Source organism: Shewanella sp. Iso12, from assembly GCF_012030025.1.
Classification (GTDB): domain Bacteria; phylum Pseudomonadota; class Gammaproteobacteria; order Enterobacterales; family Shewanellaceae; genus Shewanella; species Shewanella algae.
This window is the reverse complement of the sequence record NZ_JAAUHW010000002.1, coordinates 369,913-396,909: the sequence shown is the minus strand read 5'-3', so window position 1 is coordinate 396,909 and position 26,997 is coordinate 369,913. Positions and strand designations below refer to the sequence as shown.

The following is a 26,997-nucleotide window of genomic DNA, read 5'->3' as shown; positions in this document are numbered from 1 at the left end:
CAGGGTTAACCAAATGATTAGCGTATTCGATATGTTCAAGATAGGTATAGGGCCCTCCAGTTCCCATACCGTGGGTCCGATGAAAGCGGGCAAAATCTTTATCGAACAACTGGCTGCAGATGACTTACTTGGACAGGTCGACGAACTGCAGGCCGAGCTTTTTGGCTCTCTTGGACAAACGGGCAAGGGCCACGGTACCGGCAAGGCGGTGATCCTGGGATTGATGGGGGAAGATCCGGAAACCGTCGATACCGACAGCATAGAGACGATTCTGGCAGAGGTGGCCGACAGCCAGACACTGACACTCAGCGATGGCCGTAAGGTTAAGTTTACCCGCGAAGATGGCATCACCTACCACAGACGCAAGACACTGCCGGCACACGCCAACGCCATGACACTCTACGCCCTCAAGGCCGGAGAGTGTTTGTATCAACGCACTTACTATTCGGTCGGCGGCGGTTTTATTCTCGATGAGGATGAAATTCAGCAGCGTAACGCCTCTCCGGCGACTCCCATTGCCCAGGCTCCTTACGATTTCAATACCGCCAGCGAACTCTTGGAGCTGTGCTGCGACAATGGCCTGAGCATCTCTTCGCTGATGATGGCCAATGAGCTCAGCATAGCCCCAGAGAGTGAAGTCAAAGCCAAACTGTGGCATATCTGGCAAACCATGAAGGCCTGCGTGGAGAAAGGCTATCAGAAAGAAGGTATTTTGCCCGGCGGTCTCAAGCTGCGCCGCCGCGCCCCGGCGCTGTATCGCCGTCTCAAGGCTGAGGGCCGCAACAACATAGATCCCCTCAATGCCATGGATTGGGTGGACTTGTTTGCCCTGTCGGTGAATGAGCAAAATGCCGCCGGCGATCGGGTGGTAACGGCCCCGACCAATGGCGCCGCCGGTATCATCCCCGCCGTGCTCTGCTACTACGACACCTTTGTTCAGGAAGTGGATGAAGATGTCTGTAGCCGCTTTCTATTGACGGCCGCGGCCATAGGTATTCTGTACAAGAAAAACGCCTCCATTTCCGGAGCCGAGGTTGGTTGTCAGGGCGAAGTCGGCGTGGCTTGTTCCATGGCAGCAGCCGCACTGACCGAGATCATGGGTGGTACGGTCGAGCATGTCGAAAACGCGGCGGAAATCGGTATGGAACACAATCTGGGGTTGACCTGCGATCCTGTCGGCGGCCTGGTACAGGTTCCCTGTATCGAGCGTAATGCCATGGGCGCCGTCAAGGCGATCAACGCTTCACGTATGGCGCTGCGCGGCGACGGTAATCATAAGGTTTCCCTGGATAAGGTGATCAAGACCATGATGGATACCGGCAAAGATATGCGCAGCAAGTACAAGGAAACCGCCAAAGGCGGCCTGGCGGTTAATATCGTCGAATGTTGATTGGTGCCGCCCTGCGCTGACTCAGGGGATAGCAAGAGTAGATTCGTTCACCAAAGCTCATATGAGGCGTTGCTCAGGCAACGCCTCATTACTGCCTCCCCTGTTTACAGGATTTCCTATGCCCGTAACCCTCTTTTTCTGATAGCTTGCAGACCTTAAGCACAATTTTCCCGTTCCTGTGTAACAGATGGATATTCCGCCGGCGGGTTGCGCTCAAGGTATTCAAACAAGCCCGACTGCATACTGACATTCCAAAAACGCCCCGCCATAGACAACTCCAAGGCCGTTTGACTGAGCTCGGCCAAACCATGGCTTTGCCAACGTAAAAACAGCGGCATCAAGTGACCGACCAGACTGTCAGGCAGGAGAGAAAATGCCAGGGAGCCTGAGTCCAGAGCGCCCTTAATCGTGCCGGCAAATCCTTTGGGCACAGGCGCTGTAATATGGGCCGGTGGCCGGATCCCTAGCTTCAGCGCCTGCTGCCAGGCCGAAAGCTCACGGCCATACATGATGCCATACCCGAGAATGTTACCGCCGGCACCGGCACCAAAGGGAATGATCTCGGCGCCGGCTTTGGCCATATGGTTATAGCGGCTGCGTTCTCTGACATCTCTGCGCCAATGGTTACAGGACAAAGCTTGCCAGGCGCCAGCCTCAAGAGTCTTGGCACCATAAGCGTACATCCGCGCGCGAGTAGCACTGTCAGCACGCGGCGCTTCAGCCTCACTCTGCTGCTGGCGCTGAATACGGCTGCCACTCAAGGTTATCAGCTGATACAGATCCACTCCGTGAATGCCGCTTTCAATCACATCGGCAATATCCTGCTGCCACACCCGCTCATCTTGCCAGGGCAAGCCAAAGATAAGATCGGCAATAACAGGTGCATCATTTCGGCGGCTGAGTTGCTGTAGACGCTCTATGACCTTTTCCCTTGAGTCCAGACGCCCCGCGGCAAGGCGCACCTGGGTATCAAAGCTCTGCACCCCGAATGAAAAGCGATTAACCCCACCATTGAGTGCCGCCTGCCATTTATCGTCGCCAAAACCGTTGAGACGCCCCTCCAGGGTGATTTCCGCATCATCACTCAAGGGGAAATCAGTCAGTGAACGCAGCAGAAGTGCGATTTGGCTGGCCGTCATGTCGCTCGGCGTGCCGCCACCTATGTAGACGGCCTGGAAAGGCCTGCTTTGCACCAGTGGATTTTGGCCGGCGCGGCGCAGCTCAGCGCTCAAGGCTTCAACATAATCGGCTATTCTTTGCGGCTTGGCGCCATTTTCAAAAAAGTTACAGAAACTACAGCGTTTTCGGCAAAAAGGGATGTGCAGATAAAGAGCACGCTGGCTGCTGGTCGAGGTTTGCTGCCAAAGCTCGTGCCATTGGCCGGCATCAAGCTGAGCTTCAACTCTGACTCCGCCATGGGAATGGGGCGCACGTTTTGGGCTAAAAGCAAACTGCAAGGGGGATGGGCTGGCGATCCCCGTCATGGAAGGAGTGAAAATCATCGGAAAGTCCGTTGAACGACAGACTTAAATGATAATAAATATCATTACCATTATTTTGATTCAGATCAACAGACTGTGAAGCGGCTCCTGAAATTTACCCAAGAGCTTAGTGAGAACGTCAAATAATCCCCAAGGTGCAATGATCGCAGTTACTTCTCCAACCTTGTAACTGCATAAAAAACCGCCCAACTTGTGGACGGTTCTGTTAAGCAGTGGTCTCAGCGCAGCGGCAGTTCGACATCGGCGAACATCTGCTCTATCAACTGCGCATCACGCAATGCAACCGCCTTTTCCACCACATCCCTTGTCAGGTGCGGCGCAAATCGTTCAATAAAGTCATACATATAACTACGCAGGAAGCTGCCCTTTCTAAAGCCTATCTTGGTGGTACTGTGGGCAAACAGATGACTGGCGTCTATAGCCACCAGATCCTTGTCGATAACAGGATCAATCGCCATGGAAGCTATCACACCAACCCCGAGACCCAATCTGACATAAGTCTTGAGCACATCGGCACTGGTGGCGCTGAAGACGACTCTGGGCTCAAGTCCGGCACCATGGAAACCACGCTCAATTTCTGAGGCTTTATCAAAACCGAACACATAAGTGACCAAGGGGAAGCGCGCCAGCTCTTCAATGCTGATCTGACTGCGGCTGGCCAGAGGGTGATCTCTGGATACCACCACAGAACGATTCCAGTGGTAACAAGGCAACATAATCAGGTCGGAATAGAGATGCATCGCCTCGGTGGCGATGGCAAAATCGGCGTCCCCGCGAGCAGCCGCTTCACTTATCTGCGATGGCGTGCCCTGATGCATATGCAGATTTACCTTGGGATAACGTTCAATAAACTGGCGGATAATTTGCGGCAAAGCATAGCGGGCCTGAGTATCTGTGGTGGCAATATTCAGTTCCCCCTGATCCGGCTTGGTGTACTCTTCGGCCACTTTCTTGATACTTTCGACTTTACCGAGAATATCATTGGCGATTTTGATGACCTGCTCGCCGGCCGGTGTCACATGGGTCAAGTGTTTACCGCTGCGACCGAAGATCTGGATCCCCAGTTCATCTTCCAACATGCGTACCTGCTTACTGATCCCTGGCTGAGAGGTATAAAGGTTTTCGGCGGTAGCGGAAACATTGAGGTTGTGATTGACCACTTCTGCAATATATCTGAGCTGTTGCAGTTTCATCTTTAGATCCTTGAATTTCTGCTCCATTCAGGAGCAGAATTTGAATGTTGTAATGCCGGACATCTATAATCAATGGTTATAGTATAAAGCAATAACTAAATCAAACAGGAATATAGCCACGAATGCGAACTATCTTCAGGACAGATACCTCATGCTGGACTAAGATAACTAGGCTAGTTTATTGATTTATTGTAGCATTAACAGAATTATAAAATTTACGGAAAGGCTATGGCATTTACTCTTGTACTGGTGCTGATTGGCGCGCTTCTTCTGCTGGTGATCGGCATCAATGTTATTCAGCAACAAAAAGAGCGAGCCGAGGCCGAACGTCGTACCGAGCTGGCTCGCCAACGGGCTATTTTGGACGAAACCGAAGAAGTCCTCTCCAATACCGGCATGTTCCCTTGCTCTTCACAAATGGTTTTGGTGCTCTACAAGCGTATTCAGGATGCGGCAAGAATCGCCGTTACCCTGAGCAAAGCCAATCAGAAAGGGGATTATGAGCGGCGGCTGACTGATCTTGAGGCACTGATCAACAATCTGCAAAGCAGCGGCCCTCAAACACCGGCCATTGAAAACTTTCGCCTGCCTGACAACGATCGTCAGGTATTGGTGCTGGTACAGACCTTGAAAAAGCTCAAGGCGATTTTGCGCGCCGAGCATAACAAGGGCAAAGTCGATCCCACAGTATTTGCCGCTGAAGAAGGACGCATTGACAGCCTGCAACTCAGGATCAATGTGGAGAGCATGCTGTCACGCGCCCGCGCCGCCAGTTACATGAAACAATACGGCTCATCGAGGCAGATGGTCACCAAGGCACTCAGTACCCTGCATACCATCAAGGCACAAACTCCGAATGATCCCTTTATTGCCCGAAAAGTGGATGAAGCCAAGCAACTGCTCGATGAAATCATGGGCGCGCAAAAGATGGCTCAGCCCAGCGCCCCCAAACAGAAAAATGATGAAGATGATATCGATGTGTTGTTCCAGCCTAAGAAGAAGTGGTAAGCCGTCAACTTGAGCTTAAGCTACTACCGGTAAACTCCAACAAAAAGCACCTCTTGGGTGCTTTTTGTTGCTGCTGTCGGTTTTGCCTAGCCAAGTGAACTCTGCCAGCCAAGTAACTCATCCCCAAAGTTCTCTCAGCCAATTCTATCTCGATTAATTTATTCCGAATAATCCAGGCTGCCGATACAGCCCGTTTAGGGTCAACTTACACTTTCACAAACAATAACGCCCTGCAATTGCAGGGCGTTATTGGCTCAAGTATTCAGTTGAGCTTAGCTCTTGGCTTTCTTTTTCTTGCTGTTTTCAGCAAACCACTTGCCATCGCGATAGTGGGCGACCCAGCCGGTTGCCTTACCATCAACTTCGCTGGCCACGTACTGCTCTTTAGTCTTGCGGCTGAACTTCACCAGAGTCGGATTACCTTCATCATCTTTCACCGGCGCATCGGCCAGGAACTGATATTTGGGCCACAGCAACTCGCGGTACTCCACCAGCTCGGAGACCAGTGGTGCCCGAGTTTCACGGGATCTCGGGAACGTGCTGGCGGCCAGGAAGATACCCGAGGCACCATCACGCAAGACGAAATGAGCGTCTGACTTGCTGCACTTGAGCTCGGGCAATGGAATAGGATCTTCCTTGGGTGGCGCCACTTCGCCATTCTTGAGCAGTTTACGGGTATTCTTGCACTCGCTGTTGGTGCAGCCAAAATACTTACCGAAACGGCCGTTCTTCAGCTCCATATCGCTGCCGCAACGGTCACATTCAATGACCGGGCCTTCGTAACCCTTGAGTTTGAACTGTCCCTTCTCGACTTCATATCCAGGACAGGCAGGATTGTTACCGCAAACATGCAACTTGCGGGTTTCATCCAACAGGTAGCTGTCCATGGCGGTGCCACAGATGCCACAGCGATGCTTGGCCCTGAGCGCCTCGGTTTCGGCATCTTCGCTCTCGCTGATCGCTTCTTCACCCGGAGTCAGGTTCAGCGTGGTCTTGCAGCGCTCTTTCGGGGGCAATTCGTAGCCGGAACATCCCAGGAACACGCCTGTAGTGCCTGTACGGATCCCCATGGGGCGCCCACAAGTAGGACAGGCTATGTCTGTCAGCACCATCTGGTTGGGGCGCATACCACCCTCTTCCGGTGGCAGCTCGGCATGTTGCAACTGCTTGGTGAAGTCTTTGTAGAAGCCATCAAGCACCTGTTTCCAGTCGAGTTGCCCCTGAGCAACGTTATCCAGGGTCTGCTCCATTCCGGCGGTAAAGTCATAGTTCATCAGGTTGGCAAAGTTTTCCACCAGACGTTCACTGACAATTTCCCCCATCTTTTCGGCGTAGAAACGGCGGTTTTCCACCTTCACATAGCCCCGATCCTGGATGGTGGAAATAATAGTGGCATAAGTGGAAGGGCGACCTATGCCGCGCTTTTCCAATTCTTTAACCAGAGAGGCTTCGCTGTAGCGCGCCGGTGGCTTGGTAAAGTGCTGTTTGGGATCCAGTTGTTTCAGATCCAGTTTATCGCCCTCCGCCAGATATGGCAGGGTGACTTCATCTTCATTCTTGCGTTTGACCGCAGATTGTACCCGGGTCCAACCATCGAATTTCAGGGTGCGACCACTGGCCTTCAGCTCAAATTCACCGGCCTTGACCGTGAGTCGGGTGGCATCATATTGAGCCGGAGTCATCTGACAGGCAACAAACTGGCGCCAGATAAGCTCATAGAGCCGCTGAGCGTCACGCTCCATGTCTGTCAGTGACGCAGCGTGTACAGAGACATCTGAAGGTCGAATCGCTTCGTGAGCCTCTTGCGCGCCCTCTTTGCTGCCATAACGAATAGGCGCATCCGGCAGGTACTTGTCGCCGAACTCTTTGGCAATCATGGCTCTGACGTTATCCAGCGCTTCCTGGCTCAGATTGGTAGAGTCGGTACGCATATAAGTGATATGACCCGCCTCATAGAGACGCTGGGCCATCATCATGGTCTTCTTCACCCCAAAACCGAGACGGGTACTGGCGGCCTGCTGCAGTGTCGAGGTAATAAAGGGAGCGCTGGGCTTGCTTTGAGTGGCCTTGTCTTCGCGGCCGATCACCTCATAACTGGCCGATTGCAGTGCTGCCACAGCAGCCAGCGCCTGGGCTTGATTGACCGGCTCAAATGCCTTGCCGTTTTGCTTGACCACTTGCATGGTCAGAGCATCATCGGTAGCGGTCGCCAACTGGGCGTGCAGATCCCAGAACTCTTCAGGCACGAAGGCTTTAATTTCAGCTTCCCGCTCAACCACCAAACGCACTGCTACCGACTGAACCCGTCCGGCAGAGAGGCCTCTGGCAACCTTTTTCCACAGCAGCGGCGAAACCATAAAGCCCACTACCCGATCGAGGAAACGTCGAGCCTGCTGAGCGTTGACCATATTGTTGTCGAGATCGCTGGGTTTGCTGAAAGCATCCTGGATGGCACTCTTGGTGATCTCGTTGAACACCACCCGCTTATAACGGGAATTGTCGCCGCCTATCACCTGCTGCAGATGCCAGGCAATCGCTTCCCCTTCTCTATCCAAATCCGTCGCGAGATAGATTTCATCGGCGGAATCGGCCAGCGCTTGCAGTTCTTTTACCACCTTCTCCTTACCAGGCAGAATTTGGTAGTTGGCTTTCCAGCCGTGCTCAGGATCAACCCCCATACGGGCAACCAGAGCCTTTTTCTCTTTCACCTTCTTGTACTTGGCCTTTTCTTCAGGCGACATCTTACGCACTTCGGCTGCGCTTTTTGCCTTGCCGTTGGCGTCGGCGGAGGAGGAAGTCGGCAAGTCACGTATGTGACCCACACTCGACTTAACGATGAATTCTTTACCAAGATATTTGTTGATAGTCTTGGCTTTGGCCGGCGATTCGACAATAACTAGCGATTTACCCATAGTGTGATTTGCGCCAAACGATCTCAGAACGGTGAAAATTGGCACCATATATAGAGGGTTGTCCTCGGACTTTCAAGTTAATCCCTCTTTTATGTGTACCGGCGACTCAATTTTTAAGCAGGGTTAAAAATTTGTACAAAATAATATTGCGTAATTAAAAACTAATATTTCATTATTTCACTGCAAGCAAGTAATAGTTATGCATTTGTGATGAAAAAGCACTTTTGCCACCCTGTGGGGCGACTTGTTAAGCCTAGGAGCTCAAGTATACTGGGGCCAGTCCAGGGCCTGGATTGGGCCCCTATAACAACCTCAAATACCCCAAAAGGACAAGCAATGAAGCATTTTGAAGCGAATTTTGACGGATTGGTGGGACCCACCCACAACTATGCTGGCCTGTCGTTCGGCAATGTCGCCTCCCTGAACAATGCCGCCCAGGCAGCCAACCCCAAGGCTGCGGCCAAGCAGGGATTGCAAAAAGCCAAGGCGCTGGCCGACATGGGGATGATCCAGGGCATGCTGGCACCGCAAGAACGCCCCGATCTGCATACGCTGCGAAGGATAGGTTTTAGCGGTACCGATAAAGAAGTACTGCAGAAGGCCGCCGAGCAGGCACCGGCGGTTCTGAGAGCCTGTTGCAGCGCCTCCAGCATGTGGACCGCCAATGCGGCAACCGTATCCCCGAGCGCCGATACCCATGATGGCCGTGTGCACTTTACCCCGGCCAACCTGGTGGATAAATTGCATCGCTCAATCGAACCGCAAACCACAGGCAACATTCTCAAGGCCATTTTCAGTGACAGTCGCTATTTTGTACACCACCAGCACCTGCCGGAACACAGCAGTTTTGGTGATGAAGGCGCTGCCAATCATACCCGCCTGTGTCAGGAATATGGTCATGCCGGAGTCGAAGTCTTTGTTTACGGCCAGGAAGCTACCAACCCTCAGGCCATAAAGCCGAAGAAGTTTCCCGCCAGACAAACGCTGGAAGCCTCACAGGCTATCGCCCGTTTACATCGTCTCGATGAAGACAACACTGTCTTTATTCAACAAAATCCTGAGGTGATAGATCAAGGCGTATTCCACAATGATGTAATTGCTGTCGGTAACCGCAATGTGCTTTTCCATCACGAGCAAGCCTTTGTTGATACCAAGGCCAAGCTGGCCGAGATCCGGGCCAAGCTGGAAGGTGATCTCCATTTCATTGAAGTACCGACCGCCAAAGTCAGTATTCAGGATGCGGTAAAATCCTACCTGTTCAACACTCAACTTTTGAGTATGAGTGATGGCAAGATGGTCATCATAGCGCCAACCGATTGTGCAGAGAACCCTGCGGTAAAAGCCTACCTCGATGAACTGCTGACTCTGGATACTCCGATTCAGAAAGTTGAATACTTTGATGTTAAACAAAGCATGCAAAACGGTGGTGGCCCGGCTTGCCTTCGCCTGAGGGTCGCCATGAATGATGCCGAGTTGGCAGCCATCAATCAGCATGTACTGCTCGACGATAGCCTGTTTACTCGCCTCAACGCCTGGGTGGACAAACACTACCGCGACCGCTTGTTACCCGCAGACTTGGCCGACCCACAATTGATAGTCGAGTCTCGCACCGCACTGGATGAACTGACCCAGATAATGAAGCTCGGTAGTGTCTATCAGTTTCAGAGATAGGCAACTTCTTAATGAAAAGACCACTCAAATGAGTGGTCTTTTTGTAGATAGCGCGTATTTCAAGTCGTTATAGACCAATCGATATGTACAAACACTCTTGATAAAAAAGGCGCCGATGGCGCCTTTTGGGTCACTTGATTTTATCAATAAATATTGACCTTCAAGTTAACGACTTCGGTTTCTGCACCACCGGGAGTTTTGACCTTAACAATGAAGGAACCTGAATCTGGTTCATCTGCCCCCTTCAAGGTTACGCTGAATTGACGGCCACCGTTGTGATTGGAGCTGGGCCAAGTATAGCTTCCTGAGCTGGCTACCGAACCGGCAGATGTCGTAAAGGTCACCACGCTTCCGGATGGCATTTGCTGATTATGCAGGTCAGAAATAGTGAACTGGACTGTCGCACTCGATTTACCGTTGATATCAATGTCACCTCCCAGATTATCGCCGTCACGATCAATGATGCGGATGTCGGCTGGGTCGGTGGCATAAGCCGTGCTGCCAGACATTACCATCACCAAGCTGGAACGAACGTTGATGGATTGAGAATGACTAATACCATCGGCACAAGCGTCATGGGCGGGGATAGAGCACAATACACCATTGTATTTGCCATCGGCCGAGTCAAATACGCCATCGCTGTCGAAGTCGATCAGTTCCTCATTCTCACCGCCAATTTCACCACCGGCTTGCTGAGGATTGAACAATCCATCTTCATTGTGATCAACAAAGGCCTCTGCCAGATCATAAGGTTGGCCACTGACATCAGTACCTTGGAATGCAGCGACTTCAGATGCGTCAAAACGGCCGTTACCATTGGTATCCGGGAAAGACTCCTCACCGTTGGCTGTAGCTGTGATGGTTGCGCGGCCACCATACTTTTGGCCATAGAAGTTGCCACCGGTTGCAGAAAGCTCCGCAATGGGGTTACGGGAGCCGCTGTTATCGACCAGTAATTGGCCTTCAGGGCGAGCGTTCTGGCTGGTCCAAGTCACTGAGCAAACACCACCTGTGGTGGTACACGAAGGAGTAATTGCGCCCCCCTCTGTTGTAAAGTAAACCGCCGTGCCGTCCGGAACCGGGTTATTGAAAGCATCGGCCAGACGAGCAGTTACTTTCACTGCCGTGCCATCTACATCCCATCCCTCGGCATTGAGGGTTTCAGCCGAAAGCGAGAAGGAGTCCTGATCCGGTTTACCGGTAGAGATAACCAAGACACTGGACTGACTGGAGATCAGCGGAGAGGTCCCATCTATGTCAGCCGTCACCCGAACGGTAGTTGCTACCGTGCCCGAATTTACGACAGTCTGTACTATCCCTTCGTTATTTGTTGTCGCCGTTGCCGGGTTGAGACTCAAACCACCTACATCGGTATTAAGGCTGAAACTGACGGCCTTGTTGGCAACAGCATTACCATTGGTATCCAACACCTTAAAGCGAATAATAGAGGACTCATCCGAACCTGTACCCTTGATACCGATATTCTCAGGGGAAGCATCAACAAACACTATGCTTCCGGCGTCGGCTGCCAATATTTTCACAACCCCGGTAGCAGACAGATTTTTGCCACCAACATCGGCAGAAACCGTGATGTTATCGTCACCGACACATCCTTTGGCCAGATAAGTACTGGTCGCCAGGCCATTAATGGCCGTTACAGGGCTACTAATTACGGCTTCAGGAGAGGTCTTTTTGGAACAGGTTGATGAAAAACTCACATCGACAGGTTCAGTAAACGGCTTACCTTGGCTATCTTGCAACATTACCGAAATCGTAGCGGTACCCCCCGCCGATAGAGTCGCTGCACTCACTGCTGCTTTTCCGGAAACAAAAGGATCACCACTCCCCATCTGTACATCTGAAGCACCGATCACAAAGACATGCTCAGCCTTTTCACCGGTTGCCAACGAGGCGGTGGCAGAACTGGCGCCTGGAGTACTTCCTGCATAAATACTGACGCTGGCCTTACCGTTGGCATCCGTAATCGCAGTTTTTATCGGGAGATCGCCCAAAGAGGCATCGAATGTCACTATGGCCGGTTTTGACAGGCCGGTTACTGTGGCAACAAGAATACCGGGAGATGTGCTGGTAATGCTGTCTGTCGTATTACCATCAACGTCAGTAAGAGTTAAGGTGACTTGCGCGCCACCTCCGGCTTGACCGCCATCACCTTTCATAGTGAAACCGACCGAGGCAGACTCTCCTGAGCTGATTGCAGCGCTAACGGTACCGGCACCGGCAATGTTGGACGTTGCCAGCGAAATCACGGCTTTGCCATCTGCATCAGTCAGGGCTGTGCCTATGGCTGGGTTGAAGGTGCCCAGGTTTTCGTTACTTAGGGTAAAAGTCACCAGTTGCCCCGCCAACGCTCCCGTTAAGCTATTGCTGACAGTCGCAGTCAAGGTCGCAGGGTTTTCTGCGGAAATATTGGGATCTGAAATATTCAGAGTGACGGTTGTTGTTCCCGTTGGCGGCGTCGAGCCATCCCCGGTATCTGAAATACTGCCCCCACCGCCACAGGCAAATAAAAGAAAACTACATAATAAAGTGAAGCAAAACTTAAACGCTGACCTCATTGTCAGACTCCCTGTTACTCAATAAATACGAACAATCTGCTTGTGTATTACTTATAGAGCAACATTACACAATTTTCCTTAAACATTTCCAGCACAAATGCGCTATACGACTCATTATTTGCCAAAAACTTTAACTCACGTATCATTTCCTCGAGAGAGCTTTCTTGCTAGGCTTTAGTGCGCCAAATAACAAAAGTACAAGAATTAAACAGGAAGATTTATGGCATTCACTCCAACCAAGAAAATAGGCCTGACCGGCAAGATCCTTATCGGGATGGCGGCCGGTATTTTATTCGGCCTTCTTCTGAGACATTTTTTCCCCGATGGTGACCTGAACTCAGAACAAGTTCGGCAAGACCCCTACTTCATCTTTGTTGAGGATTACATCACCGAAGGTTTTCTCAACGTTGTCGGTACCATCTTTATCTCCAGCTTGAAAATGCTGGTGGTGCCACTGGTATTTATCTCTCTCGTCTGCGGTACCAGCTCACTCAGTGAGCCTTCAAAACTGGGACGCCTTGGGGGTAAAACCTTGGCTTTCTATCTGTTTACCACAGCCGTTGCCCTGACACTGTCGATTATGGCGGCGGTATTACTGCATCCTGGACATAGCAGTATGCCTACCGCAGGTAACAGTTTTGAGGCCAAAGATGCCCCCAGCCTGGCAGAAGTGTTAATCAACATAGTGCCCACCAATCCGATGCAGGCGATGAGCGAAGGCAATATGCTGCAGATCATCATCTTTGCCGTGATCTTTGGTTTCGCCATCTCTCATGTGGGCGACAAGGGCAAGCGGGTTGCCGCCCTGTTTGAGGACCTCAATGAGGTGATCATGAAGGTGGTAACCCTGATCATGCATCTGGCCCCCTATGGCGTATTTGCCCTTATGGGTAAACTGGCATTGACTCTCGGTATGGAGACCTTCAGCAGCGTAGTTGCATACTTCTTTGTGGTACTGGGCGTACTGCTGGTGCATGCCTTTGTCACCTACCCAGTGCTGCTCAATCTGCTGTCAGGGCTGAATCCCCTCACCTTTATCCGTAAAATGCGCGACGTGCAGCTATTTGCCTTCAGTACCGCCAGTTCCAACGCTACCCTGCCGGTCACTATCGAAACGGCCGAGCATCGCCTGGGCGTTGATAACAAGATAGCCTCGTTCACCTTACCCTTGGGCGCAACCATCAACATGGATGGCACCGCCATCATGCAGGGGGTGGCGACTGTGTTTATTGCTCAGGTTTACGGTATCGACCTGACGATTACCGACTATATCACTGTGGTTGTCACTGCCACCCTGGCCTCTATCGGCACAGCCGGGGTACCCGGAGTGGGTCTGGTGATGCTGGCCATGGTGCTCAATCAAGTGGGCCTGCCGGTAGATGGTATAGCACTGATTATTGGCGTAGATAGATTGCTGGATATGGTGCGCACCGCGGTTAACGTCACAGGTGATACCGTCGCAACCGTGGTAATTGCCAAGTCGGAAAATGAGTTCAATGAAGAGACCTTCAATGACCCTAAAGCCGGCAAAAACAATGTCAGCTTTCACAAGGAACACCACACTCCCATGTAAGGGATAATCCGGATTTGGGTATCAAAGCCAAGTTAGCCCTTGCTGCTTGGCTTTCAGATATCAAAAACAAAAAGAGTGGAAATACAAAGAGGGCGCTCATTTGAGCGCCCTCTTCTTTTAATCTATTTGTCTTTTAATCTACTTGTGGAAACGAGCTTAACGCTCCCAGTAGGCTTCTTCCAAGCTGTCTTCCCGCTCAGGCAAACCTCTGGAGAGGCGTGGGCTGTGCTGCGCCAGCACTTCATAAGCCACCCGGTTGGCGTACTTACAGATTTGCGAGAATGAGGAGTAACACAAACCATCGCGTTTATGCTTGCTGGAGCCCGGCACGTTGGTCTTATGGAAAGTATTGGCCGCCAAGTCATGCAAGAGGGCAGACAGGGCACCATCACCGGCGCCATTGGTATTGTGAATTTTCTCCGGCCCGCCCATGTAAGGCGAAATATGGGCATACACCTTGATGGGCTTGTCACAGTCTTTTTTCAGTTTCGGGCGGGAGAACTCATAACGGTTGAACTCAGGAATAGCACCGGGAAGCAGAGTATGAGCCGTCTCGCGTTTCTCGGCATCGTTGGTATAACCGGCGGTGTAAAGTCCTGAAGCACCCGCTGTGGTCAGTACCATGTCACACCATTCAAGTGCCGCTTCACTGGCCAGCAAAGGATCGGCAAATCCGGTCAGCGCCTCACCTTCATCTTCATTCATCGCCAGCACAGTAACGTGCTGGCGAATAAACTCCTGCCACCACTTGGGATCTTCGGCAATCAGGAAACGGGTTCCCAAGGTCAGTACTACCGGCACTTCGGCTTCCTGGGCGTAGCGAATGGCGGTCAACGCCGCTTCACCAATCTGATCACCATCGCTGGCTCGCATCAGGTAGGCAGTCAACACCAAAGCAGAACTGCCCTGAATCACTTCTTTATCGATAAACTCCGGGCTTAACTTGTCCATTGAGCCTTTGCTGATGGCAAAAGTGCGCTCACCGCCATCGGAGATCAGGGTAAAACAGCGACCTATAGGGCCTTCAACCGGTTGCAGGTAGTTAAGATCTACCTTGGACGAGGTGTTGCAGAGATAGCGGTAGGCATAACTGCCTACTTCAATATTCTTGCTCATCACGCCAAAGAGCACAGATCTGTCATCGGCGAGAATTGAGTAATTGTGAATGGTATTGCCGATAGTACCGCCGGCAAACTCATCGCTGACCAACTCACGGCTTTTGAGCTCATGATACAACTGGTGGGCACTGGCATCATCAATCAGAGTCGAGTTGCCTTTGGGTAAGCCGTAACGCTGCAGCAGTTCATCTTCGACCTTGGCTTCGATATCCACCAGAGTTTGATCTATACCTGAAATCCAGGTACTGAAAGGTTGCGGCTGTTGAGTCAACTGCGCCAGCAGAGGATCACGGGTTTTGACCGGGAAATAGTGTTTGGATTTACGCTGACCGGGAAATTTCATATTGGGCTCTCGTTGTCTTCGTCCCTGAGTAGCTGCACTGCTTGAGTACAGACTTTCCTGATAATGATCTTAGGCCAGGCTGACTGGGCTGCCAGCGACCACACCGAATGGCGGCAGATTCTATCACAAATCCACCGCCGCACCAGTGCGCGCTCGCCGGCTTAATGCCAGTTTTCAGTGTGAAACTTCACCAAATCAGCAAGAAAACGCATATGAGCCGATTGTGCATTGAGACAAGGGATAAATTGATATTGTTTCCCACCGGCTTCAAGGAAGCTCTCGCGGCCTCCTTGGGCTATCTCTTCCAGTGTTTCCAGACAGTCGGCGGCGAAGGCGGGACTCATGATATCGACCGCTGTGATTCCCTGCCCCGGCAAAGATTCGAGCAGCTCATCGGTATAAGGGGTTAACCAAGGCTCTTTGCCGAAACGGGATTGAAAGCACAGCTGCCATTCGCCTTCACCCAGGCCAAGTTCGGCGGCCAGCAACTTGGCCGTGGTTTCGCATTGACTGCGATAAGGATCGCCCTCCTTGATGTAGCGCTCAGGCACCCCATGAAACGACATAAGCAGCCTTTGTCCCCGCCCTTCTCGCTGCCAATGGCTACGGACGCTGCCTGCCAGGGCCTGAATATAACCTGGCTTGTCGTGGTAATCCCGCACAAACCTCAGCTCAGGCAGATTACGCTCCATTTTCAACGCAGCGGCAACACCATCAAACACACTGGCCACAGTGGAGCAGGAATATTGAGGATAGAGAGGCAACACCAGCACCCTGTCCACACCGGCATTTTTCAGCGCCGTCAGGCCATCATTCAAGGACGGGCTGCCATAGCTCATACCCAGCTCCACAGGAATATGGCAACCAGTTTGCTCCCGAAGCAATTCCGCCAGGGCTTGTCTCTGCTGTTTACTGACCACCATTAATGGCGAGCCTTCTGCTTGCCAGATAGACTGATACAACTTGGCGACTTTGCCCGGGCGGGTATTGAGAATAATCCCTTGCAACAGGGGTTGCCACAGCCAGGGAGACAGATCCACCACACGTTGATCACTGAGGAACTGCTTCAAAAAAGCACGCACCGCCGCTTTGGTTGGCGCAGAGGGAGTTCCCAGGTTAACTAAAAGCACACCGAATGGAGGACGGGTATCCTGCACTGTATTATTCCTGTTCCGAGAAAGATGGCGCCAAGTTAACATCGCTAAAACCATAAAAAAAGCCCGCAGCTGCGGGCTTTTTTCGATTATGAGAACCGGTTCTGATAATTAATCAGCCCAGTGCCTTCACAATGGCTTCGCTGACGGAAACAACGCTCTGGGTACCATCGAACTTGCTGTACTTGGTATCACCCTTGGCAGCCATGGCACCATAGTAATCCACCAGAGGTTTGGTTTGTTCGTGGTAGATGCCAAGGCGCTTACGTACTGTGCTCTCTTCATCATCGGGACGGATAACCAGCTCTTCACCAGTGACGTCATCCTTGCCTTCTTCTTTAGGCGGATTAAAGACTACATGGTAAACCCGGCCAGAACCAGGGTGCACCCGACGACCGCTCATACGCTTGACGATTTCTTCGTCCGGCACATCGATCTCAATCACATGATCGACATGGATACCGTTGGCCACCATGGCATCAGCCTGTGGAATGGTGCGCGGGAAACCGTCCAGCAGGAAACCCTTGGCGCAATCGTCCTGAGTAATGCGCTCTTTGACCAGACCTATGATCAGCTCATCTGAAACCAATTGTCCGGCGTCCATCACCTTCTTGGCTTCCAGTCCCAAAGGCGTACCGGCCTTGACGGCAGCACGCAGCATATCGCCGGTTGAGATCTGTGGAATGCCATACTTTTCCATGATGAACTGAGCCTGGGTACCTTTACCGGCACCAGGGGCGCCCAATAGGATAATGCGCATATCAAGAGTCCTCTTTTCGCATTGATATTCTTGTTAGGGCGGCGATCTTCGCACATCTGACCGCCCATGAGAAGGCTTTTGGCTTCGACTTTAGCCACAGAAACGCCAAAAAAACCTGACAGCTCTGACCTGTTGAAAATGGTCAAAACCGCTCAGGCAGAGGCTTGGGCTGTCAAGCTTGACTCTATCAGTAGAGTAAACTGTAGAGCTTGCGACGATAGCCGCTCGCCAGTGCATTCCCCTGGCCAAGGGCTGAAAGTATCGTCAGAAACTGTTGTTTCAACTCACCATTGCCGGCGTTGAGATCTTGCTGCAGTTGCGCAAAAAGCAGCTCAAGAGCCTCTTCATCCCGGTGCGCCTGATGCAGTGCCGTTGCCAGCTTGCCAAGTAAACTCAGGTCACCCGGAGCCGCTTCAAGCGCTTGTTGCAAAGAGCGGATTTCCGGCGTATCAGCAGCCTCTTCCGCCAATTTGAGTTTGGCTTGTAAACTGGCGTAGTATGCATCCTGATCTTCAAGCTTGATGCCGGCAAGCAAGCTCTTGGCACCGGCAATATCACCGCTTAACAGGCATGCATCGGCATAGGGCAAGGCCACCTCGGCGCCGTTGTGCTCGCCATAGGCCTCCTTCAGCAGCACCAGGGCTGCAGCGGCATCGCCTCCTGCGAGTAATTCTCTGGCGTCAGCAAGTTGCAACTCCCAGGCGGCGGGCAGATGTTTATCCAGCATGGCCTGAATTTGCGACTCGTCCTGCACCCCGGCAAATCCGTCAACCGGCTGGCCCTGACTGAGGAACAAAGTGGTCGGCAGGCTCTGGATTTGGAAATAGGAGGCAATTTCCATCTCGGTTTCACAGTTAACGGCCGCCAGCAGCAGTTGCCCCTGATAACGGCTTGCCAATGCTTCCATGGTGCCGAGCAGCCCCAGACTCTCCGGGCTCTGCTGTGCCCAGAAGACCAACGCGACCAACTGTTGTTTCGAGGCTTCCACCACCTGTTGAATATTGTCGCGGGTCAGTTCGATACGTGTTTCCATAGCAATCCTTGTTGGATGGTCGGGCTATTCCCGAGTAAAAAAGGGCCATAAAGGCCCTTTTTTGATTGGCTTACTTAAGATTGGCAAGCAGCATCTGGTTCATCAAGCGGATAAACTCAGATGGGTCGGCCAGGCTGCCCTTTTCTGACAACATTGCCTGTTGCAACAACAGGTTACTCCAGTCATTAAAGCGGCTTTCGTCTGCCTCTTCATTGAGCCTGGCCACCAGCGGGTGCGTCGGGTTCAGCTCAAATGTCGGTTTGACTTCCGGCACCTGTTGGCCGGCGGCCTGCATCAGCTTGATCATCTGGCTCGACATCTCACCTTCACCGGCCACCACACAGGCTGGGGTATCGGTCAAACGCGTGGTCACCCGCACATCCTTCACCTTATCACCCAGTGCTTCTTTGATACGCTTGAGCAAAGACTCGGACTCAGCCGCCAGTTTTTCCTGTTCGGCCTTTTCATTTTCATCTTCCAGCTCACCGAGATCCAACTCGCCGCGGGTCACAGAGTGCAACGCCTTTTCCTTGTACTCGGTCAGATGGTTGATGAGCCACTCGTCAATGCGATCAGACATCAACAGCACTTCGATGCCCTTCTTACGCAGCAGTTCCAGGTGCGGACTGTGGGCCGCCGCCTCATAGCTGTCGGCAACAATATAGTAAATCTTGCTCTGACCTTCTTTCATCCGGCCAATATAGTCGTCCAGCGATACCGTTTGTGCCGCAGTGTCATTGTGGGTCGAGGCAAAACGCAGCAAGCCGGCCACACGCTCGCGGTTGCTCCAATCCTCTGCCGGGCCCTCTTTCAGTACCTGGCCGAACTCGGCCCAGAACTGCTGGTACTTGTCACTATCGTCTTTTGCCAGTTTCTCCAGCATGCCCAGCACCCGCTTGGTGATGGCCGTGCGCATGGTTTGGGTCACCTTGTTGTCCTGCAGTATCTCACGGGAGACGTTCAACGGCAGGTCGTTTGAGTCGATAAGGCCTTTGACGAAACGCAGGTAAGAGGGCATAAACTGCTCGGCGTCATCCATGATAAATACACGCTGAACAAAGAGTTGCAGACCCTGCTTGCGATCCCGGTTCCAAAGGTCCCAAGGCGCCTTGGAAGGAATGTAAAGCAAGCTGGTGTATTCCTGCTTACCTTCGACCCGGTTGTGACTCCACAGCAGAGGATCGCTGAAATCATGGGAGATATGCTTGTAAAACTCCTGATATTCCTCATCGGAAATCTCAGACTTGTTGCGGGTCCAAAGCGCGGTGGCCTTGTTCATCACTTGCCATTGACCTTCGGTCGCAGGTACTTTTTCACCATCCGGGCCTTCAGACTCGGGCGAACCTTCCTGCCACATCTCTACCGGAATGGAGATATGATCTGAGTACTTGGTGATGATAGAGCGCAAACGCCAGTCGTCGGCAAACTCTTTTTCCTCTTCGCGCAGATGCAGAGTAATCTCGGTACCGCGGCTCTCTTTGACTATGTTCTCAACGGTAAAGTCGCCTTCACCTGCAGACTGCCATTGCACGCCTTCATCGGCCTTGTGGCCGGCAGCGCGGGTTCTCACCGTTACCTTGTCGGCCACAATAAAGGCCGAGTAGAAACCCACACCGAACTGACCAATCAGCTGCGAGTCTTTAGCGGCATCGCCGGAGAGGTTTTTGAAGAATTCTGAAGTGCCTGACTTGGCAATGGTACCCAGATGCTCGATAACGCCGTCACGGGTCATACCAATACCATTGTCTTCAATGGTAATAGTGCCCTTTTCCTTATCGGTACTGATACGTACCCTGAGCTCGCCATCACCTTCATAAAGCGCATCGTTGGTAAGCGCCAGATAACGCAGTTTGTCGGCGGCATCGGCAGCATTGGATACCAATTCACGCAAGAAAATCTCTTTGTTGGAGTACAAAGAGTGGATCATCAAATGCAAAAGTTGTTTGACTTCAGTTTGAAAACCATGAGTTTCTTGATGTGACATGAATAGCTTCCCTTGTTTATCGCAATAGGTTAAACCAACTTGAGTTGCTTAACTAAATGGGGATGCGATTTTTAAATTCAAGGGCGGAAGGACACAGACCGATAACAGCCGTCGAAAAAATAGCCCTCACATGGCCCAAAATATCGCCTGGATGCCGATTGACGATTTCCATCCATGTCGGAAATATCCAATCTTTGCGCTCTTTGCCTGGTTATCGTCTGAGACCCTATCTCAGGAGATATCATGATGAAACGACTCGATTACGCGAACGCCGCACCACAGGCAATGAAGATTCTTTACCAACAGGAAAGCTACTTCCACCAACAATTCAATGCATCGGAAACCATGTCAGTGACTATCTGGGAGCTGGTCAAACTCAGAGTTTCACAGATCAATCAGTGCGCCTTTTGTATTGATATGCACAGTAAAGACGCACTGAAGTACGGCGAAAAGGCCGAACGAATTTTTGGCCTCAATGCCTGGCGGGACATGCCCATCTATAGCTACGAAGAAGGTGTCGCCCTCGGTTGGGCCGAGAAACTGACCGCCGGTTTAAGCATCAGCGATGAAGAGTACCAACAGGTGCTGGATTGTTTCGGCCCTCAGGCGATGACAGATTTGACCATAGCTATCAATGCCATCAATAGTTGGAACCGTATAGTGAAAGTGTTTAAACCCGAGGTTGGCAACTACCAGCCCTAAATGACTCGGATTACCCATGGACGGCAAACTATTCTCCCAAAGGCAGGCACACCTGGAACAGTTAAAAAATAGCCCCGCATAAGCGGGGCCGGTATTCACAGAAGGCACATTAACCCAAGTTTCAGAGCGGCATTCGCCCATTAAACGACAATGCCAAGGTTGTGCTGTCGACATATTCCAGCTCACCGCCTACCGGAACTCCGTGAGCGATTCGGCTCACCTTGACTTGGTAGCGATGGGCGATATCGGCAATAAAATGCGCCGTGGCATCACCTTCAACCGTCGGGTTCGTGGCCAGGATCAGCTCGGCAATCTCGCCTTTGGCCAGATGCTCTTCCAGCAGCGCCAGCCCCAACTCTTCGGGTCCGACACCATCGAGCGGCGACAGATGCCCCAGCAACACAAAATAACGGCCACTGAAATGCCCACCGGCTTCGATAGCCAACACATCGGCCGGCGTTTCAACCACGCAGATGGTATCGGCGTTGCCGCGCCGAGGACTGGCGCAGATGGGACACAGCGTTTCCTCGGTGAAGGTGCGGCAGGACTGACAATGCCCCACCTCCTTCATGGCTCGCTCCAACGCTTCAGCCAACTTGAGCCCGGCTTTACGCTCGCGCTCAAGCAGTTGAAACGCCATCCGCTGTGCCGATTTAGGGCCGACACCTGGCAGACAGCGCAGCGACTGGATCAATTCATCCACCAGTGGGCTGAATTTCATCTGTTATTCCGACTCAGAATGGCATCTTCATGCCAGGAGGCAGTTGCATGCCACCTGTCACTTCGGCCATCTTGGACTTTTGGTTCTCTTCAACACGGCGAGCCGCATCGTTGCATGCCGCGGCGATCAGATCTTCCAGCATCTCTTTGTCGTCTTCCAGCAAGCTGGGATCTATCTCGACTTTGCGAACATTGTGGCTGCCGGTCATGGTGACTTTCACCAATCCTGCGCCTGACTCACCAGTGACTTCCATGCGGGCAATCTCTTCCTGCATTTTGGCCATTTTTTCTTGCATCATCTGGGCTTGCTTCATCAGGTTGCCCATACCGCCTTTTCCAAACATAGCTTTATCTCTTCAATTCAAGTTGTGAGTAACAGGTCAAAGTTGGCTAATCTTACTGAAATAAACCCGCTTGGCAATCCAAGAGTCGCTTTGAGCGGCAATCTTATGAAGCGGGTAACATCCACCGGGCCCTAGGGCGCCTTGTCTGCAATCAAATTAGCCCGTTGACTGAGCAGCTCAGGGGGATATCCGAGAGTATCCTGATCCAGTTCGGCCCCCATATGACTGACAAGCCATTGAATGTTTTCATCATTCATCAATGAAGCATGAGCCCCGCTCAGGAGCTCCTGATGAAAACGATGACGAATTTCCAACGGCGTTTCCCTTTGGTCATCTACTCCTACGACAATCTCTGTGCGGCAAGGTTTCCCAAACAGTTTGGAAAGCGCCTCTTCGAGCTGTTTAATAGCCGAATCTGCCGCCAAGTGCTTCTGATCCGGCTTGAGCAGCAAGGGCAGCGGTTCAGCTATGCGCTCACAGACTGAGTTCACCGCCAGTTGCCTTACCCGGCCGCCTATTTCGAGCGAGGACATCAATTTATACCAATAGAGATCCTGTGGATGACCGCTGGGTGGAGCATGGGCGAAGGCCTCGGCGGACTCCGGGCCTGGTGCTTGGCCCGGCTCGGATGCAGGCCGAGCTCCTGTGTTTACAGTATTTACTGTAGTGCTTTGGCCAGATCCCAGCTCAAGCTCATTTTTCGGCTCATGTCCCGGCTCGTCTACCGCCTGTGGTGCAGCTTCCTGTGCCGTCTGCTGCGCGGTATGTTGTGGTTGTGGTTGTGGTTGTGGTTGTGGTTGTGGTTGTGGTTGTGGTTCAGGCACAGACTCTGGTTCGGCTTGTAGGAAAGCCACGTTTTGAACCGTTTCACTGTCTTGCATTGCCTCGCGACCCGCTTCAACCGCACCCTCTGGGGCATCTTCCCATGGTGGCCTGTCCTCCTTGAGCGCCGCAACATGATTTGGGCCAGATTTGGAGGGCACCTCCCCGGCAACAGGAGTTTGTGTTTCTGCTTGGGAGGGCTCGGGGCTATTGCTTGGTTCAGGGCTGTCTACCCGCTCAGGGCTTTTGCTCAGCTCAGGGCTGTTTCCTGGCTCTGCTGCCGCTTCTGACTGAGTGGCCGCTACTGCATCGGACTCAGGTGCTGCAGCCGCGCTGCGGCGCTCCAGCAAGGGCTTTTTTTCTTCACCGTCCTTGGGGCTGGCGGCCTCTATATCACTGAGCAGCAAATCCCGGGTGGCAAGCACCTGATCGAGCAGATCATCACCCAAGATGTCATCGCTGCCCGAGTCTATGTTGGCATCGGCAGGCACTGGCTCGCTTGATGGCTTATTTGATAGCGATGCCTCGGAGGTACTCTTGTCAGCAGCGGATGGCATTTGGCTGTCCATCGACATCTGCTGCTGATAAAAATCCAGGCTGCTATCCTGCCCTTCACCTTGCAGTGAATAGCCCATGGCAGTATAGAAGTCATCCTGAGATTGCTGCTCATCACCAATAGTCGAGGTTTCAGCTTGTGACACAGGCTTGTGAGGTTGAGCTGCAGCAGGTTGCCGTGCCGGCAGAGACTCGGCCACTTTAGCAGGCTCAGAGGCCTCATTCCGGAACCCCATGCTACCGGCCTGGGATAACAGCAGCGCCTGTTCGGCCAATAAGGCCTGTTCGTCTGCATCTTCGCCCTCATCGGCAGCCATCTGTGAGTCAATATTGCTCGCCTGCGTCTCAGCCGCCGGGCTTACCTGTGTTGGCATCTTGGCAGCTTGCGTCTTTTCGGCTTGCGCTTCAACAGCCTGGCTTGTAATAGATTGAGCAGAGGCGGCTTGAGGTTTTATCTCATCGGCGTTATTGCTTGCCAGGGGTTGATTCAGCGCCCCGACCGCCGCAGGCGCAGCGGCACTGCTGCTGTTATCCAAGGCAGACAGATCGGCGACTTCCCCCCTTTGCCAACGTTTGGGCGGCGTTTCCGGCACAAAGGCAACGGCTCTGAGTAACGCCATCTCCAGCCCTGACTTGGGATCCGGTGCATAAGGCAGCTCCTTGCGACCGCTGAGCAGCAACTGGTAATAGAGCTGCACCTGCTCGGGGGTGAGGTTTTCACCATAGTGGTTAATTCTGGGACCAAACAGCGACAGATTGGCCGCCGCCGGCGCAAACTGACTCAGGGTTATCTGATGCAAGAGCTCCAGCAAGCTGCGCAGCACTTCGGCAGCATCGGCGCCAAATGCCAGCACCTTGGCCACTTCCTGCATCATTTTGGCGATGTCGCCTGTGAGGAGCGCATCAAACAGCGCCAGCACCTGGCGCTCATCTATGGCGCCGAGCATGGTTTGTACCTGCTCCAGCATCACTTGCCCGGCTCCAAAGGCGATAGCCTGATCTGTCAGGCTCAGGGCATCTCGCATACTGCCGTTGGCGGCTCGCGCCAGGAGCGTCAGCGCAGAAGTTTCAAACTTAAGACCTTCGCTTTGCAAAATATGCTGCAACTGGCCGGCCATCTCCGTCTGATCCAGACTCTTTAGGTTAAATTGCAGGCAGCGGGACAGTACAGTCACCGGCAGCTTTTGCGGATCTGTGGTGGCCAGCAGGAATTTGACGTGCTCTGGGGGTTCTTCCAGTGTCTTGAGCAGCGCATTGAAACTGCTGCGGGACAGCATATGAACTTCGTCTATCAGGTAAACCTTGAAACGCCCCCGGGTTGGGCGATACTGAACATTATCCAGCAGTTCGCGGGTATCATCTACCTTGGTACGGGAAGCCGCATCGACTTCGATAAGGTCGACAAAACGCCCCTGGGCAATTTCCTGACAGGCACTGCATTGGCCACATGGCTTAGCGGTGATCCCTGTTTCGCAGTTGAGCCCTTTGGCAAACAGGCGCGCCAAACTGGTCTTGCCGACGCCGCGGGTACCGGTAAACAGATAGGCATGGTGCAGTCGTTGCTGACTCAGGGCATTGGTCAATGCATGCAAGACATGAGATTGGCCGACTACCTGATCAAAACTGGCAGGTCGCCATTTTCTGGCTAGTACCTGATAGGACATGAAACTCCCCAAAATCCATAAAAGTATCTTTGCGGGAGCAAGCTCCGCGGATCGTAAAACAATAACATGAGGTATGACTTCACGCTACCGAGACGACCCGCAAAGCAGCAGGGCTGAGCTTTTATTCGCCGTCAAACTCGCACAGCTTAACCAGTTCGAGCCCTTGCTCGGTCAGGCGCTGTTCACCGCCCAGGTCCGGCAGGGAGATCACAAATGCGGCGTCCTTCACCTCGCCGCCTAAGCGACGGATAAGCTTAACTGTGGCTTCAATGGTGCCACCGGTTGCCAGCAAGTCATCGATAACCAGTACCTTGTCACCCGGCACTATGGCATCAACATGCATTTCCAGGGTGTCGTGGCCATATTCCAGCTCATAGCTTTCGGCTATGGTTTCTCTTGGCAACTTGCCGGGCTTACGCACGGGAATAAAGCCCACACCCAACTCCAGCGCCAGAGGGGCACCAAAGAGGAAACCACGGGCTTCGGTACCGACAACCTTGGTAAAACCATGATCTTTATAATGATCCACCAGCAACCGAATGCTTAACTGGTAGGCAACCGGGTCTTCAAGCAGACTGGTTACGTCGCGGAACAGGATCCCGGCTTTAGGATAATCCGGAATGGTTTTAATGCTTTGCTTAATCAGGCTTAAGCTGTCGGAGTTCATTGCCATAGTCTCAATACTTCATTTCCAGACACTGGGCCCGGCTCTTTACAACAAAAAAGTCCACACTGAGGTGGACTGCATTTCAAAAATCCGGCTAAAGCTTAAGCCGCTTTAATCCGCCATGCAACAATCTCTGTCGATAAGTGATCCAGGAGTTGTTGCTTTGTGTCACAGTTCAATGGTTTTCTCCAAAAGCCATTAACCTGGGACATATCCATACTGGCGGCCACTTCCTCTTGGCTGTGAGTACTTAGCACCACGACAGGCAGGTTGGCATAACCGTCGAGTTGCCTGAGTAGCGGGATGAAGTGCGGCCCGTCGAGCAAAGGCATGAAAAAGCCACTAATCACGGCATCGAAGTTTTGCCGCTCGGCGCACGCCAGCCCCTGCATGCCATTGGTGGCCAACGTACAGTGCCAACCTTGGCTCTGGAACAGTTCGGCCAAAGCCTGTTGGCTGATGTTATTATCATCAACAAGCAAAATGTTGAAACTCATTAAATTTCCCTGGTGGTTTCAAGGCGCGCCAAGGCTACCCCAACTGAATGACAAAATCACGACAAGTCGACGTTTTTGTCTACAGGATCACTCACTATCTTCCAGCTCGGGGATCTGCCACAGGAACAACAACAGACAGACACAGCAAACGGCAAGTAAGAGTTTCACCCACCAAAGTGGCACCAAGGCAATGCTGAGGGCAAAACTGGCGCCACTGACCAAAAAAGCCCTTCGCTTTAATCCTTTACGCATCGCTTTACGGGAATGCCAATCGGCAAGAGGCTGGGCAAACCAAGGATGACTGTGCAGCCAATCGTGTAGCCTTTCGCTGGAGCGGGCAAAACAAAAAGCGGCCAACAAAATAAAGGGAACCGTGGGCAGCACAGGCAAGACGATGCCGAGTAATCCCATAGCCAGGCTCAAGATACCCGAGATTAAAAAGAAGCCTCTTTTGATAACCATCCAATTTCCTCTGGAAAACCGGTCGCCCCTAAACAAAAGCCACCGCTGAGGGTGGCCATTGTAGCAAAAGCTGGATCTTGCTGCTTCAGATCAATCCCGCGTGTTTCAGCCAAGACAGACTGGCAGGCAGTGTAGGTAACAGCATTACCAGAATAAAACCAAGAAAATACAAAATATTGAATGGGTCTTTAAACGGCTGACTCATGACAGCTCCTCTACTTCTAGGGCCAGTGTGGGAGTGATCTCAATCACAAAACCGCGCTATTCTAGCCCTTTCTCACGCCGATAAAAACCATGTTTTTTCAATGGGATTAGCCACTCCCTTGCATTCAGGCCGTACTCAGGCA

Annotated in this window: 20 protein-coding genes; 5 read left to right on the top strand and 15 right to left on the bottom strand. The window is 52.3% G+C overall.

What is annotated here, in order from left to right; genetic code table 11:
• Positions 1–13: 13 nt before the first annotated feature.
• Complete coding sequence (locus HCX89_RS05760; RefSeq protein ID WP_025011033.1) at positions 14–1,390, top strand: L-serine ammonia-lyase; 1,377 nt, start codon at positions 14–16, stop codon at positions 1,388–1,390.
• A gap of 155 nt (positions 1,391–1,545) precedes the next feature.
• Here the strand turns inward: HCX89_RS05760 and hutW are convergent, their stop codons facing one another.
• Positions 1,546–2,892 carry a heme anaerobic degradation radical SAM methyltransferase ChuW/HutW gene (gene hutW, locus HCX89_RS05755; protein ID WP_071237561.1) on the bottom strand — a complete coding sequence of 449 codons (1,347 nt, stop codon included), beginning with the start codon at positions 2,890–2,892 and terminating at the stop codon, positions 1,546–1,548.
• Positions 2,893–3,110: 218 nt separating this feature from the next.
• Positions 3,111–4,085: an HTH-type transcriptional regulator CysB gene (gene cysB, locus HCX89_RS05750; protein WP_025011034.1), complete on the bottom strand. Its 975-nt coding sequence runs from the start codon at positions 4,083–4,085 to the stop codon at positions 3,111–3,113.
• A gap of 228 nt (positions 4,086–4,313) precedes the next feature.
• On the opposite strand from cysB, the gene HCX89_RS05745 reads away from it, so the two are divergent.
• Complete coding sequence (locus HCX89_RS05745; protein WP_025011035.1) at positions 4,314–5,093, top strand: hypothetical protein; 780 nt, start codon at positions 4,314–4,316, stop codon at positions 5,091–5,093.
• A gap of 272 nt (positions 5,094–5,365) precedes the next feature.
• Here HCX89_RS05745 and topA read toward each other — a convergent pair whose 3' ends face one another.
• Entirely contained in the window at positions 5,366–8,005 is a 2,640-nt protein-coding gene (topA, locus tag HCX89_RS05740) for a type I DNA topoisomerase (RefSeq protein WP_025011036.1), read from the bottom strand.
• 336 nt (positions 8,006–8,341) lie between these two features.
• Here topA and astB point away from each other — a divergent pair, with 336 nt between their 5' ends.
• Positions 8,342–9,676 carry an N-succinylarginine dihydrolase gene (gene astB, locus HCX89_RS05735; RefSeq protein ID WP_167715340.1) on the top strand — a complete coding sequence of 445 codons (1,335 nt, stop codon included), beginning with the start codon at positions 8,342–8,344 and terminating at the stop codon, positions 9,674–9,676.
• Positions 9,677–9,819: 143 nt separating this feature from the next.
• Here astB and HCX89_RS05730 read toward each other — a convergent pair whose 3' ends face one another.
• A complete protein-coding gene (locus HCX89_RS05730; RefSeq protein ID WP_028781265.1) occupies positions 9,820–12,252 on the bottom strand; it encodes a hypothetical protein in 2,433 nt (810 codons plus the stop codon).
• 220 nt (positions 12,253–12,472) lie between these two features.
• Here HCX89_RS05730 and HCX89_RS05725 point away from each other — a divergent pair, with 220 nt between their 5' ends.
• Positions 12,473–13,825, top strand: a complete 1,353-nt coding sequence (locus HCX89_RS05725) for a dicarboxylate/amino acid:cation symporter (RefSeq protein ID WP_028781266.1) — start codon at positions 12,473–12,475, stop codon at positions 13,823–13,825.
• 156 nt (positions 13,826–13,981) lie between these two features.
• Here the strand turns inward: HCX89_RS05725 and HCX89_RS05720 are convergent, their stop codons facing one another.
• From HCX89_RS05720 to htpG, 5 genes are all read right to left on the bottom strand, one after another.
• The gene (locus tag HCX89_RS05720) at positions 13,982–15,286 is read right to left on the bottom strand and encodes an inosine/guanosine kinase (protein WP_025011037.1); all 1,305 of its coding nucleotides are present in this window, start codon (positions 15,284–15,286) and stop codon (positions 13,982–13,984) included.
• A gap of 161 nt (positions 15,287–15,447) precedes the next feature.
• On the bottom strand, positions 15,448–16,485 hold the full coding sequence (gene hemH, locus HCX89_RS05715; RefSeq protein ID WP_093983172.1) for a ferrochelatase: 1,038 nt from the start codon (positions 16,483–16,485) through the stop codon (positions 15,448–15,450).
• Positions 16,486–16,555: 70 nt separating this feature from the next.
• Positions 16,556–17,200, bottom strand: coding sequence for an adenylate kinase (gene adk / locus HCX89_RS05710; RefSeq protein ID WP_101059853.1), 645 nt, complete (start codon positions 17,198–17,200; stop codon positions 16,556–16,558).
• Between the two features lie 187 nt (positions 17,201–17,387).
• On the bottom strand, positions 17,388–18,233 hold the full coding sequence (locus tag HCX89_RS05705) for a tetratricopeptide repeat protein (RefSeq protein ID WP_028781268.1): 846 nt from the start codon (positions 18,231–18,233) through the stop codon (positions 17,388–17,390).
• A gap of 70 nt (positions 18,234–18,303) precedes the next feature.
• Positions 18,304–20,217 (bottom strand): molecular chaperone HtpG, encoded by a 1,914-nt coding sequence (gene htpG / locus HCX89_RS05700; RefSeq protein ID WP_167715339.1) that lies wholly within the window; start codon positions 20,215–20,217, stop codon positions 18,304–18,306.
• 243 nt (positions 20,218–20,460) lie between these two features.
• Between htpG and HCX89_RS05695 the strand changes: the two genes are divergently transcribed.
• Positions 20,461–20,919: a carboxymuconolactone decarboxylase family protein gene (locus HCX89_RS05695; RefSeq protein WP_025888747.1), complete on the top strand. Its 459-nt coding sequence runs from the start codon at positions 20,461–20,463 to the stop codon at positions 20,917–20,919.
• 121 nt (positions 20,920–21,040) lie between these two features.
• On the opposite strand, the gene recR is transcribed toward HCX89_RS05695, so the two are convergent.
• The 6 genes from recR to HCX89_RS05665 all read right to left on the bottom strand — a co-directional run bounded on the left by recR (position 21,041) and on the right by HCX89_RS05665 (position 26,650).
• Positions 21,041–21,640 (bottom strand): recombination mediator RecR, encoded by a 600-nt coding sequence (recR, locus tag HCX89_RS05690; RefSeq protein WP_025011506.1) that lies wholly within the window; start codon positions 21,638–21,640, stop codon positions 21,041–21,043.
• A gap of 13 nt (positions 21,641–21,653) precedes the next feature.
• Positions 21,654–21,983: a YbaB/EbfC family nucleoid-associated protein gene (locus HCX89_RS05685; protein ID WP_025011505.1), complete on the bottom strand. Its 330-nt coding sequence runs from the start codon at positions 21,981–21,983 to the stop codon at positions 21,654–21,656.
• A gap of 131 nt (positions 21,984–22,114) precedes the next feature.
• Positions 22,115–25,024, bottom strand: a complete 2,910-nt coding sequence (dnaX, locus tag HCX89_RS05680) for a DNA polymerase III subunit gamma/tau (RefSeq protein ID WP_167715337.1) — start codon at positions 25,022–25,024, stop codon at positions 22,115–22,117.
• Positions 25,025–25,145: 121 nt separating this feature from the next.
• The gene (apt, locus tag HCX89_RS05675) at positions 25,146–25,697 is read right to left on the bottom strand and encodes an adenine phosphoribosyltransferase (protein ID WP_025011504.1); all 552 of its coding nucleotides are present in this window, start codon (positions 25,695–25,697) and stop codon (positions 25,146–25,148) included.
• 95 nt (positions 25,698–25,792) lie between these two features.
• Positions 25,793–26,188 (bottom strand): response regulator, encoded by a 396-nt coding sequence (locus HCX89_RS05670; protein ID WP_025011503.1) that lies wholly within the window; start codon positions 26,186–26,188, stop codon positions 25,793–25,795.
• Positions 26,189–26,275: 87 nt separating this feature from the next.
• Entirely contained in the window at positions 26,276–26,650 is a 375-nt protein-coding gene (locus HCX89_RS05665) for a YbaN family protein (RefSeq protein ID WP_025888748.1), read from the bottom strand.
• Positions 26,651–26,997: the final 347 nt, after the last annotated feature.